General features: G+C 70.4%; 12 protein-coding genes. 5 read left to right on the top strand and 7 right to left on the bottom strand.

The window, feature by feature from the left end:
* Positions 1-429: 429 nt before the first annotated feature.
* Positions 430-1563, bottom strand: coding sequence for a class I SAM-dependent methyltransferase (locus AC07RV_RS22095; protein WP_296780728.1), 1134 nt, complete (start codon positions 1561-1563; stop codon positions 430-432).
* A gap of 21 nt (positions 1564-1584) precedes the next feature.
* On the opposite strand from AC07RV_RS22095, the gene AC07RV_RS22100 reads away from it, so the two are divergent.
* The 5 genes from AC07RV_RS22100 to AC07RV_RS22120 all read left to right on the top strand — a co-directional run bounded on the left by AC07RV_RS22100 (position 1585) and on the right by AC07RV_RS22120 (position 5193).
* Positions 1585-2385 carry an SDR family oxidoreductase gene (locus tag AC07RV_RS22100; protein ID WP_093353521.1) on the top strand — a complete coding sequence of 267 codons (801 nt, stop codon included), beginning with the start codon at positions 1585-1587 and terminating at the stop codon, positions 2383-2385.
* A gap of 43 nt (positions 2386-2428) precedes the next feature.
* Positions 2429-2806, top strand: a complete 378-nt coding sequence (locus AC07RV_RS22105) for a dihydroneopterin aldolase (protein WP_057591108.1) — start codon at positions 2429-2431, stop codon at positions 2804-2806.
* Positions 2807-2864: 58 nt separating this feature from the next.
* Complete coding sequence (ttcA, locus tag AC07RV_RS22110; RefSeq protein WP_057591109.1) at positions 2865-3809, top strand: tRNA 2-thiocytidine(32) synthetase TtcA; 945 nt, start codon at positions 2865-2867, stop codon at positions 3807-3809.
* A 46-nt stretch (positions 3810-3855) separates the two neighbouring features.
* Complete coding sequence (locus AC07RV_RS22115) at positions 3856-4482, top strand: membrane lipoprotein lipid attachment site-containing protein (RefSeq protein ID WP_296780732.1); 627 nt, start codon at positions 3856-3858, stop codon at positions 4480-4482.
* A 63-nt stretch (positions 4483-4545) separates the two neighbouring features.
* The gene (locus AC07RV_RS22120) at positions 4546-5193 is read left to right on the top strand and encodes a histidine phosphatase family protein (protein ID WP_296780735.1); all 648 of its coding nucleotides are present in this window, start codon (positions 4546-4548) and stop codon (positions 5191-5193) included.
* A gap of 9 nt (positions 5194-5202) precedes the next feature.
* Here AC07RV_RS22120 and AC07RV_RS22125 read toward each other — a convergent pair whose 3' ends face one another.
* From AC07RV_RS22125 to AC07RV_RS22150, 6 genes are all read right to left on the bottom strand, one after another.
* A complete protein-coding gene (locus AC07RV_RS22125; protein WP_296741852.1) occupies positions 5203-6249 on the bottom strand; it encodes an ABC transporter permease in 1047 nt (348 codons plus the stop codon).
* The gene (locus AC07RV_RS22130) at positions 6246-7751 is read right to left on the bottom strand and encodes a sugar ABC transporter ATP-binding protein (RefSeq protein ID WP_296780737.1); all 1506 of its coding nucleotides are present in this window, start codon (positions 7749-7751) and stop codon (positions 6246-6248) included. Before AC07RV_RS22130 ends, AC07RV_RS22125 begins: the two co-directional genes overlap by 4 nt.
* An 8-nt stretch (positions 7752-7759) precedes the next feature.
* Complete coding sequence (gene torT, locus AC07RV_RS22135) at positions 7760-8842, bottom strand: TMAO reductase system periplasmic protein TorT (protein WP_208510535.1); 1083 nt, start codon at positions 8840-8842, stop codon at positions 7760-7762.
* A gap of 64 nt (positions 8843-8906) precedes the next feature.
* Positions 8907-9884 carry a 5-oxoprolinase subunit C family protein gene (locus AC07RV_RS22140; protein WP_057591114.1) on the bottom strand — a complete coding sequence of 326 codons (978 nt, stop codon included), beginning with the start codon at positions 9882-9884 and terminating at the stop codon, positions 8907-8909.
* The gene (locus AC07RV_RS22145; protein WP_296780743.1) at positions 9874-10785 is read right to left on the bottom strand and encodes a 5-oxoprolinase subunit B family protein; all 912 of its coding nucleotides are present in this window, start codon (positions 10783-10785) and stop codon (positions 9874-9876) included. Before AC07RV_RS22145 ends, AC07RV_RS22140 begins: the two co-directional genes overlap by 11 nt.
* The gene (locus AC07RV_RS22150; protein WP_296780747.1) at positions 10782-12194 is read right to left on the bottom strand and encodes an acetyl-CoA carboxylase biotin carboxylase subunit; all 1413 of its coding nucleotides are present in this window, start codon (positions 12192-12194) and stop codon (positions 10782-10784) included. The genes AC07RV_RS22145 and AC07RV_RS22150 overlap by 4 nt, the downstream gene beginning before the upstream one ends.
* Between the last annotated feature and the right edge of the window lie 5 nt (positions 12195-12199).

The raw sequence follows: 12199 nt of genomic DNA on the forward strand, positions 1-12199 counted from the left end.
ATCCCGCTTTCTCCTGCGCTCCTCGGCACAGCCAGAGGGGATTAGGGTCAACGCGCCGTGGCGCGTCCTTGTGTGGGTTGCAGGAGTGCTTCCGCTCCGGGTCTTCTTTCAAGGCCGAGCGAAGCGAAGGCTCGTCGGGTATCTGCGGCCGAGCGCAGCGACGGCCCGAACCACCCCTCTGGCTGCGCCGAGGAGCGCAGCGTTTCGCGGATAAGGGCTCGCAGCTGTTTGAGCGCAGCGCAGCGGAGCGAGTTCTGCGAGACCCCGCGAAACGCGAGCACCGCAGGTTGCCCGTAGCGAAGCGGAGGGTCGCAGACAGTGGGTCGCCTTTTCTTTGGTTACTTTCTTTTGGCGAAGCAAAAGAAAGTGACTCGCCCGCCGGGGCGAGACCCGGCCGACAACCTACCCAAAGTCAACAGCCGCAAGAAATCAGAGCGTATGACTCCGATCCCCTTCAACAAACCCCAAAGCCTCCCACCCCTCCCCCACAGCAAACCCCACCACCTTGAACAACTCCCCCATCTCATGCTCATGCACCAACCGAGCCCCCATGGCCCTCTCCCCCACAGAAGCCGTCTCCATCAAAGAAACCAGCCCGCAGTTCAACAAAAACCGCGCCTGACTCGCATACCCCAACACAGCCAACCCCGCCTCCTGCCCAGCCAAGGCAACCCCCGTGAAGTCCACATGCGCAGTGATGTCCTTCAGCCCCACGTCGGACAGCGGATCCCCATCCGCCCGATGCGCCCGGTGGCACATCACCGTCCCCATGTGCCGCTGCGGGTGGTAGTACTCGCTCTCGGGAAAGCCGTAGTCGATCAAGAAGGCGGCCCCGCGCTCGAGCCGGTCCGCCAGGGTCGCGACGAAGGCCTTGGCCTGGGGATGGATCTCGGTCAGGTAGTCGTGCTCGCCCGGCACCTCGACCGGCGGCCGCAGATCGGTCTCGCGGTCGGCCCAGGCCCAGCCGTCGCCGGCCGCATTGCGCACCACGCCGCGCTCGAACCAGCGCCCGCCATGGCGCGCGAGCAGTTGCACCGGCATCGCGTCGAGCACCTCGTTGCCGACCACCACGCCCTGCATCGCCGCGGGCAGCTCGAGCCGCCATTCGACGCGGTCGCCGAAGCGCGCCAAGGCCTGCTGCTGGCGCGCGCGCAGGGTGCCCGAGAGGTCGACGATGCGGTAGTTCACGTCGCTGCGGCCCAGCGCATCGAGTGCGTCGAGCAACTGGGCGGCGAGCGCGCCCGAGCCGGCGCCGAATTCCCACACCGTGGCGGTGCCGGTCTTCTCGAGCGCCTCGGCCAGCTGCGCGGCCAGCGCGCGGCCGAACAGCGGGGTGAGCTCGGGCGCGGTCACGAAGTCGCTGCCCGACTCGGGCATCTGGCCGAACTTGGCGAGGCTGTTGGCGTAGTAGCCGAGCCCCGGCGCATAGAGCGCGAGCGCCATGAAGCGGTCGAAGCCGATCCAGCCGCCGGCGCGCTCGACGGCGCGGGCGATCAGGGTGTCGAGGGCGATGGGTAAACTGCTGTGGGTCTGTGTCGTCACGGGCACCGATTCTCCTCGCATCCTCCAGCCCCCACCTTCCGCATGAGCGCCGCGCCCTCCTCCACCGCCCCGGCCCCCGAGCGCCGCACCGTCCTCGTCACGGGCGCGGGCAAGCGGCTGGGACGCGAGATCGCGCTGGCGCTAGCCGCGGGCGGCTGGCGCGTGGCGGTGCATTTCCGCCAGTCGCGCGCCGAGGCCGAGCAGACGGTGGCCGACTGCGCCGCGCTCGCGGGCGAGGCCCACGCCTTCGGCGCCGACCTGCTCGACGAGGCCGCCACGCGCGCGCTGCTGCCGCAGGTGGCGGCGCACTTCGGCCGGGTCGACGCGGTGGTGCACAGCGCCGCGCTGTTCGAACACGACGACGCGGCCAGCTTCAGCTACGCGCTGATGGACCGCCATGCGCGTGGCAACACGGGGGCCGCGATCGTGCTGGCGCAGGCGCTGCACGCGCACCTCGCGCAGCGCGATCCAGAAGGCACGCTCACCGGCGCGGTGGTCCACATGCTCGACCAGAAGCTGTGGAACACCAACCCCGATTTCCTCAGCTACACGCTCTCCAAGGCCGCGCTCGAGGCCGCCACGCCGATGCTGGCGCTGGCGCTCGCGCCGCGCGTGCGCGTGGTGGGCGTGGCGCCCGGCCTCACGCTGCCGAGCCACATGCACGACGACGACAAGTTCGCGCAGCTGCACAAGCTGTCGCCGCTGGGGCGCTCGTCCACGCCGGCCGACGTGGCCGCCACCGTGCGCTTCGCGCTCGAGAACGGCTCGATCACCGGCACCACGCTGCTGGTGGACGGCGGCCAGCACCTGATGAAGTTCGAGCGCGATTTCTCGCACATGTGAGCTGAACCCGCCGCCCGCGGCACCCTTTTTCGAGCACCACCCGATGTCACCCACCACCCCCCTCGGGCGCCAGACGCTCACCCTCAACGGCCTGCGCTTCGACGCCAACCTCGGCATCCTCGAGCAGGAGAAGGTCGCGCCGCAGCCGATCCAGGTCGATGCCGAGCTCAACCTCGGCCCGCAGCCGCTGCTGCCCAAGGACGACGACATCTTCCACGTGCTCGACTACCGCAAGGTGCGCCGGATCATCATCGACGAGTGCACCGCCGAGCACGTGAACCTGCTCGAAAGCCTGATCGGCAAGCTCGCGCAGCGCCTGCTGCAGCTGCCCGGCGTGCTGGGCGTGCGCGTGAAGATCGCCAAGCTCGAGATCTTCGAGGACTGCGAGGTCGCGATCCGCATCGAAGCCGGGGAATGGTGATCCGGGGCAAAATCGCCCCCTTCCCCCGTTTTTTGCTGCCCCGGGCAGCCCTTTTGCCATGAACGCCGTCTGGATCGACGAGGCGCCCGTCGCCGACGCCTCCGCCTCGCCCCCGCCCGCCAACTCGATGAAGATCGAGCGCGAAACGCACAAGCTCGAGAAACGCCTGTGCCGCGAGGTGGGCCGCGCCATCGTCGACTACAACATGATCGAGGAAGGCGACAAGGTCATGGTCTGCGTGTCGGGCGGCAAGGACAGCTACGGCCTGCTCGACATCCTGCTCAAGCTCAAGGCGCGCGCGCCGATCCACTTCGACATCGTCGCGGTCAACCTCGACCAGAAGCAGCCCGGCTTCCCCGAGGAAGTGCTGCCGAAGTACCTGAGCGATCTCGGCGTGGCCTTCCACATCGAGAACCAGGACACCTACAGCATCGTCAAGCGCGTGATCCCCGAGGGCAAGACCACCTGCGGCCTGTGCAGCCGGCTGCGCCGCGGCATCCTCTACCGCGTGGCCGACGAGCTGGGCGCCACCAAGGTCGCGCTGGGCCACCACCGCGACGACATGCTGCAGACCTTCTTCCTCAACATGTTCTTCGCGGCCAAGCTCAAGAGCATGCCGCCGAAGCTGGTGAGCGACGATGGCCGCCACGTGGTGATCCGGCCGCTGGCCTACGTGGCCGAGAAGGACCTGGTGCGCTGGGCCCAGCACCGCGAATTCCCGATCATTCCGTGCACGCTGTGCGGCAGCCAGGAGAACCTGCAGCGCAAGCAGGTCGGCGAGATGCTGCGCGAATGGGAGCGCAAGTACCCGGGGCGCATCGAGAACATGTTCAGCGCGATGCAGAACGTGGTGCCTTCGCACCTGCTCGACGGAACGCTGCACGACTTCAAGGGTCTGAAGCCGACGGGCGTGGCCGACGAGAACGGCGACAAGGCCTTCGACACGCCCTCCTTCGACCCGCTCTCCCAGGCACCCGCCGCCCTGCGCATCGTCCAGGGCTGATCCGGCTACCCAGGGGAATTTGGGGCCCACCGGCCCGGAGACCCTCATGAAACGCGCCTTCTTCGCTCTTCTTTTGGTAGCAACCCTGTCCGGCTGCGCCACCTCCTGGGTGGTCGACAGCGACGTGAAGAGCTTCTCCGCCATCGACACCGTTCCCGCCGGCGCCACCTACCGCTTCGAGCGCCTGCCCTCGCAGCAGGCCAACAGCGAGCGCCAGGCCTCGCTCGAGGCCATGGCCGCCGCCGCGCTCGAGCAGGTCGGCCTGCGCCGCGACGACGCCAACCCGCGCTACACGGCGCAGATCAGCGCCCGCGTGACCACCACGCTGTCGCCCTGGGCCGATCCCTGGCTCTGGGACGGCCCCTTCGGCTACGGCTATGGCTACGGCCCCTACGGCTACGGCCGGCGCTGGTACGGCGGCGGCTGGTATGGCGCGCCGATCGTTCCGCAGGCCTCGAACCCCTGGTACGAGCGCGAGGTCGGCGTGGTGCTGCGCGAGCTCGGCAGCAACCGCGTGGTCTACGAGACCCGCGCGCGCAACGACGGCCCCTACACCGCGAGCGCGGCGGTGCTGCCGGTGATGTTCCAGGCCGCGCTGCAGGGCTTCCCGAAGCCGCCCGAGGGCGTGCGGCGCGTCAACATCGAGCTGCCCACGGCGAAGAAGCAACAGTAAGGGCCCGCCTCGGGCCTGGAGCGGCGGCACGATCCGAAATGCCGCCCTCCTAGAATTTCGACCATGGAAGACCTCACCCGCCTGATCGCCGTTCGCCATGGCGAAACCGCCTGGAACGTCGACACGCGCATCCAGGGCCAGCTCGACATCGGGCTCAATGCCACCGGCGTCTGGCAGGCCCAGCGCGTGGGACAGGCGCTGGCCGACGAACCGCTGGCCGTCATCTACGCCAGCGACCTCTCGCGCGCCTGGCAGACCGCGCTCGAGATCGCCAAGCCGCACGGCCTCGAGGTCCGGCCCGAACCCGGCCTGCGCGAGCGCGCCTTCGGCCGCTTCGAGGGCATGAGCTTCGCGGAGATCGAGGCCGAGCTGCCCGAGCAGGCCAGGCGCTGGCGCGAGCGCGATCCCGAGTTCGAACCCGAGGGCGGCGAGAGCCTGCTGGTGTTCCGCGAGCGCATCACGCGCGTGGCCGCCGACCTGGCCTCGCGCCACACGGGCGAGCTGGTGGCGCTGGTCGCGCATGGCGGCGTGATGGACGTGCTCTACCGCGCCGCCACGCGCCAGGAGCTGCAGGCGCCGCGCACCTGGCAACTCGGCAACGCGGCCATCAACCGCATGCTGTGGAGCAGCGAGGGCTTCAGCCTCGTGGGCTGGAGCGACATCGCGCACCTCGCGGCCGAGGGCGGGCCGCGCGACGAGTTCGCCAACTAGCTCAGTGCGTCAGTGCGAGCCGGGCGCCACCATCCGGTGGCGCAACTGGTCGGCCACCACCGCCACGATCAGCAACGCGCCCAGCACCACCATCTGCAGGTACGAACCCACGCTCGCGAGGTTCATGCCGTTCTGCACCAGGCCGATGAAGATCGCGCCCATCACCACGTTCGGCACCCGGCCCATGCCGCCGCGCAGGCTCACGCCGGCGATCACGCAGGCCGCGATCGATTCCAGCGCCACGGTGCCGCCGAGGTTGGCCTCGCCGGTCTCGACGCGCGCGGTCAGCAGCAGGCCGCTGACGGCCGCGAGGCCCGCGCACAGCAGGTAGGCCACGAGCAGCACGCGCCGGGTGTCGATGCCCGACAGCGCCGCCGCCTTGGCATTGCCGCCCACGGCCAGCAGGTGGGTGCCGGTCGGCATGCGGCCCATGAGCACGCCCATGGCCGCCACGCAGACCGCCGTGACCCAGATCGGCACCGGCACGCCCAGCAGCGTGCCGAAGCCGAACAGCTCGCTGAAGCCCGCGGGCAGGCCCGACACCGGCACGCCGCCCGTGAGGTAGAGCGCCAGGCCGAAGCCGATCGACTGCACGCCCAGCGTGACGATGAAGGGCGAGACGCCGATGAAGGCCACGCCGATGCCGTTGACCAGCCCCACCGCGAGCCCGGCCAGCATGCCGCAGGCGCAGCCCAGGGCAATGGCCAGCCAGGCGGCGTCGGGCAGCGCGGCGCCGAAGAACTGCATGGCCAGCGCCGCCACCACCGAGGTGATCGCCATCACGGTGCCGACCGAGAGGTCGAAGCCGCCGGTCACCAGCGCCAGCATCTGGCCCATGGCCACCAGGATCAGGTAGACCGACTGGCGCAGCAGGTTGACCAGGTTCTGCACCGTGAGGAACTGGTCCGACAGGGTGCCGAACACCACGAAGGCAATCGCCAGCATGAAGGGCAGCACGCCCAGGCGCAGGAACAGGGCGCGCAGCAGGGCCAGCGCGCGGCCGGCGGGCCCCGGTGCCGAAGGCACGGCGGTGGCGACGGAGGAAGACGAAGTCATGGCTTGTTGTTCTCGCTGGAACCGAAGAAGAGATTGAGCACGGCGGTCTCGCCGATGGCGTCGCCCTGCAGCTCGCCGGCGATCTCGCCGCGGCACATCACGTAGACACGGTGGCTCAGGTGCAGCACCTCGGGCAGGTCGGAGGAGATCACGACCACCGCCGCGCCGCCTTCGCAGAGCCTGCGGATCACCTGGTAGAGCGCGCTGCGGGTGCCGATGTCGACGCCCACCGTGGGCTCGTCGAACACGTAGAGCGCGGCGTCGCGCGTCATGCCCTTGCCGAACAGCACCTTCTGCTGGTTGCCGCCCGACAGGAGCGCCACCGGCCGCTCGAGGTTGCGCGGCGCGAGTTCCACGCGCTCGGCCGCGGCCGTGGACAGCCGGCGCCCGAGCCGCTTGCGCAGCCAGCCGCCATGGCCGCGCAGCGGGCCGTGCACCAGCGGCAGCGTGATGTTGGCGCGCGCGCTGAAGCCCAGCACCAGCCCCTCGCCCTTGCGGTCGGGCGGCAGGTAGAACAGGCCCTCGTCGAGCAGCCGGCGCACCCTGGCGCCGGTGCGCGGCTGGCCCTTGAACAGCACGCGGCCCGCGCTCACCGGGTCGAGCCCGCAGACCGCGCGGAACAGCTCCGACTTGCCGCAGCCCACGAGGCCGGCCAGCCCGACCACCTCGCCGCGCCGCACCGTGAGGCTGGCGCCGCGCACGCCGTTGGGCGAATGCAGGCCCTCGACCTCGAGCACCGTCTCGCCCGGCGCAAAGGCGATGCGCGGATAGACCTGTTCGATGGCACGCCCGCTCATCAGCTCGATCAGGCGGTCGGCATCGGTCTCGCGCGCCTCGACCGTCGTGACCTGGCGGCCGTCGCGCAGCACCGTGATGCGGTCGGCGATCTGCGCGATCTCCTGCATGCGGTGCGAGATGTAGACGATGCCCACGCCGCGCGCCTGCAGCCGCGCCACCAGTTCGAACAGGCGCTGCGTCTCGGCATCGGTCAGCGAAGCCGTGGGCTCGTCGAGGATCAGCACCGAGACCTCGCCGCGCAGGCCCTTGGCGATCTCCACCATCTGCTGCTGCGCGCGCGTGAGGCCGGCCACGGGCGCATCGACGTCGATCGCGAAGCCCAGGTCGGCCAGCATCGCGCGGGCACGTTCGCGCAGCGCGCCGCGGTCGAGCAGGCCGCCGCGGCGCGGCTCCTCGCCGAGGCTCAGGTTCTGCGCCACCGACAGCGTGGGGATCAGCGAGAACTCCTGGAACACCGCGCTGATGCCGTGGCGCCGCGCCTCGTGCACGTTTGCGAAGCGCACCGGCTCGCCGCGCAGCCGGATCTCGCCGGCGCTCGGCACATTGGCGCCGGCCAGCAGCGAGATCAGCGTCGACTTGCCGGCGCCGTTCTCGCCGAACAGCACGTGCACCTCGCCCGCGCGCAGCTCGAAGTCCACGCCGTCGAGCGCCAGCACGCCCGGATAGCGCTTGCCGAGTCCGCGGGTCTGCAGCAGGGGTGGCATCGCGGGCCTTACTTGACCTCGAACACCGGCTTGAAGCCGGTCGGCGGCAGGATGTCGGCCTGCTTCACGCTCTGGATGTTGCTGCTGTCGACCACGAAGATCTTCGGGCCCACGTGCTTCGCGACCTCCTTGCCCTCGAGCAGGCGCACCGCCTGGTCGACCGCGATGCGGCCCTGGATCACCATCGAGTCGGCCGGCGCCGCCACGATGCGGCCGCGCTGGATGCCCTCGTAGACGCCCGGCGTCATGTAGAAGGACAGCACCTGCACCTTCTTGTCGAGGTTGCGCGAGCGCAGGATGCCGGTGGCGGCCTCGGCCGTGACCGCCGTGCCCGCCACATAGGCCAGGTCGGGGTTGGCCTGCAGCACGTCCTCGATCAGCTTGCTCTGCGCTTCCTTGCCGGTGTCGCCGTACTTCGGATCGAGCACCACCACCGCGCTGCCCTTGACCGCCTCCATGAAGCCCTTGTGCGCGGCCTCGACCCAGCCCGCGCCGGCCGGGCCCGGGAACCAGCCGACCTTGACCGGCGGCGAACCGGCCGGATGCTTCTTCGCGAGGTAGGCGCCGGTCGACTGGCCCATGGTGTGGAAGGACACCAGCGACTTGGCCGAGAGGTCGGGCGAGTTGATGCCGTTGACCAGATCGATCACCGGCACCTTCTTCGCGGCCGTGGCCTTGATGACGTTGTTGAGGCCGTCGCCCGAGATCGCGCCGATGATCACCGCGTTGGCGCCGCGCGCCACGCAGTCCTCGATCTGCGAGACCTGCTTGCCGAGGTTGGTGTAGCCGCCCGCGTCGGCCACCTGCAGCTTCACGCCCTGGCGCCGGGCCTCCTCGATCACGCCGTAGTCCACGCCGAGCCAGTAGGCGTCCTTCATGTGCGGGAACGACACGCAGAGGTCCCACTTCTTCGAGGCCTTGGGCAGCGGCACGTAGTCGATGGGCTTCTTCGTGCCCTCGGCCGAGAAGGCGGGCTCGGTGGCCTCGGCCTTGTAGGGAAACCAGTCGGCGGCCGAGGCACCGCCGTGCCACAGCACGGTGGCGGCGAAGGCGGCGGCGGTCAATGAAACGCGCAGGGGCAAGCTGTTCATGAAGAACTCCTAGGTGGCAACGGGGAAGAAAAGGAAGGGATGGGCGGCCGCGCCGCCCGGGCGCTCAGTCGGCGAGCGCGGCGCGCAGGCGCTCGATGCGCCGTCGTCGCTCGGCGCGCGCGGCCAGCGCCTGCGCCATGTCGACCGCGACGAAGCGTGCCTTGTGGTTGGGCTGCATCTGGGCGATCAGGTCCATGTCGGCGCTGATCACCGTGCCGACCATCGCGTAGCCGCCGCCCGAGACCGCGTCGCGGTGCAGGATGATCGGCTCGCGCCCGCCCGGCACCTGGATCGAGCCGTAGGGATAGCCGGCATCGACGATGTTCGACGGATCGGCGCCCGCGCCGAAGGGCGGCGTGCGCTCGATGAACTTCAGCGGCGTGCCGTTCTTGTAGCGGTAGCCGATGCGGTCGGCCTCCGAGCCCACGCTCCAGGTGTCGGCGAAGAAGCTGCGCACCGAGTCCTGCTGCAGCCGGTGGAAGTAGATGCCGGGCAGCACGCGCAGCGTCACCTCTTTGGCGAGCACCGGCAGCAGCTCCGCCGCCACGCCACGCCCGGGCCGCGCGCGCGCCGAGGGCGTGCCCACCGGCAGCCGGTCGCCGGCCAGCAGCTTGCGGCCCTCGAAGCCGCCGAAGGCGCCGAGGCCGTAGGTCGAGCGGCTGCCGAGCACCAGCGGCACGTCGATGCCGCCGGCCACCGCGATGCACATGCGCGCGCCCAGCAGCATGAAGTCGAAGCCGAGCACGTCGCCGGCCTGCACCGCGAAGGCTTCGTTGCGCGGCCTCTCGGCGCCGTTGAGCTTGACCTTGGCCTGCGCGCCCGTCACCGCCACCACGGCGGGCGCATCGAAGCGCAGCTCGGGCCCGAGCAGCGTGCTCTCGATCACGGCCGCGCCCTCGTCGTTGCCCACCAGCAGGTTGGCCAGCACCAGGCCCTGCTGGTCGAGCGCGCCCGACAGCGGAATGCCCAGGTGGTAGTAGCCGGGACGGCCCGCGTCCTGCACGCTGGTCGCGAGGCCGGGCTTGAGCACTTCAATCGCCATGGAGCACCTTCAGCAGCTGTTGGTTGTAGCCGTCGGGATCGGCCAGGAATTCCTGCAGCGAGAACGACACCGGCGCGATGCGCAAGGTGTAGTCGCCGGCCTCCACCTGCGCCACCTGGCGGTCGTACTCGGCGCGGTCGATCGGCTTCCACTTGACGATGTCGCCGGGGCGGAAGAACACCATCAGCTCCTTGAGGTAGGGCAGGCGCTGGGCCGGGTCGAAGATCGGCGCCGGCGTGACGCCGAACATCTGGTAGCCGCCGGCCCCGCGCACCGAGTAGATGCAGCTGAAGCAGCCGCCGTGGCCCAGGGTGAGCCGCGGCGTGTCGGTGCGCGGGCTCAGGTACTTGGGTACCTCGAGCTGGCGCTCGCGCTCGACCATCTGGAACAGGAAGGGCAGCCCGGCCACGAAGCCCACCATGGAGACGAACCACGGCGCGCCCGAATGCGCGGCGATGAAGGCCTCGACGGAATCGAGGCCGTTGATGCGCGCGGCGTACTCGATGTCGGTGCTGGCCGGGTCCTGGTGGCGCTCGCGGAAGCGCATCAGGGTCTCGTGCGTCCACGGGTCGTTGTAGAGCACGGGGATCTCGACGATGCGGGTCGAAAGCCGCAGGTCGGCCTCCCCGATGCCGGCCTCGATCCCCTCGAGCACGGCCTGCAGCGCATCGGGCGCGATCAGGTCGGGATCGAAGCGCACCAGGTAGGCCGCGTTGGCCGGGCAGATCTCGGTGACGCCCGCGATCTCGCCGGCCTGCACGCGGCGGCGCAGCTCGTTGCAGATCGCCATGCCCTTGAAGAAGGCCGGCAGCGACATCGACTCGCTGATCTCGACGAACAGGTGCTCGTCGCCGCCAAAGCTGTAGCGGGCCTGGGCCGGGAGGATGGCAGCGGCGGTCATGCGGGCACCTTCTCGGCCGTGGAAGCAGGAACGGGAGCGGCCGGTTCGGCCAGCGGATGCGCCGCGAGCCACTGCTCGAGGAAGCCGGTGTGGAAGGCCGCGGCCGCGACCTCGGCGTCGTCGCACAGCGCGCGGTGCAGCGGGATCGTGGTGTGGATGCCCTCCACGCGCAGCTCGCCGAGCGCACGGCGCATGCGCGCGAGCGCGGCGGCCCGGTCGCTGTCGTGCACGATCAGCTTGCCGAGCAGCGAGTCGTAGTAGGCCGGCACGTTGCAGCCCGCGAACATCAGGGTGTCGAAGCGCACGCCGGGCCCGCCCGGCACCGCGAGCCGCGTCACCAGGCCCGGGCTCGGCATGAAGTTCTTCGCCGCGTTCTCGGCGTTGATGCGCACCTCGATGGCGGCGCCGGCGAGCCGGATGTCCTCCTGCTTCAGGCGCAGCGGCTGGCCCAGCGCGATGCGCAGCATCTCCTTCACGAGGTCGATGCCGGTGACCATCTCGGTGATCGGATGCTCGACCTGGATGCGGGTGTTCATCTCGATGAAGAAGAACTCGCGCGTGTCGTCGTCATAGAGGTATTCGAGCGTGCCCGCGCCGCGGTAGGCCACGGCGCTCGCGAGGCGCAGCGCCGATTCGCACAGCGCGGCGCGCGTGGCGGCATCGATGGCGGCCGAGGGCGCTTCTTCCCACACCTTCTGGCGCCGGCGCTGCAGCGAGCATTCGCGCTCGAAGCAGTGCACCACGCGCTGGCCGTCGCCGAGGATCTGCACCTCGATGTGGCGCGCCTTGCGGATGAAGCGCTCGAGGTAGACCTCGCCGTTGCCGAAGGCGGCCTGCGCCTCGGCGGTGGCGGTGGCGAACTGCTGGCGCAGCTCGGCCTCGTCGTGCGCCACGCGGATGCCGCGCCCGCCACCGCCGGCCGAGGCCTTGATCATGATCGGGTAGCCGATGTCGCGCGCGAGCTCGACCGCCACGCCGGCATCACTCACCACGCCGGCGCTGCCGGGCACGGTGGGCACGCCGGCCTTCATGGCGGCGGCGCGCGCGGCCGCCTTGTCGCCCATGGTGCGGATCGCATGCGGCGTCGGGCCCACGAACACCAGGCCCGCGGCCTCGACGCGCGCCGCGAAGTCGGCGTTCTCCGAGAGGAAGCCGTAGCCCGGATGCACGGCGCCCGCGCCGCTGTGGGCCGCGGCCTGCAGGATGGCGTCGGCGCTCAGGTAGCTCTTGCTGGCATGGGCCGGGCCGATGCGCACGGCCTCGTCGGCCATCTGCACGGCCAGGCTCTGGGCGTCGGCGTCGCTGTAGACGGCGACGGTCTTCAGGCCCAGCTCCTGCGCGGCGCGGATCACGCGCACCGCGATCTCCCCGCGGTTGGCGATCAGCAGCTTGTCGAATGCAGCGGTCATCGCGT

The sequence above is a fragment of the Variovorax sp. GW821-FHT09B01 genome (assembly GCF_059418345.1).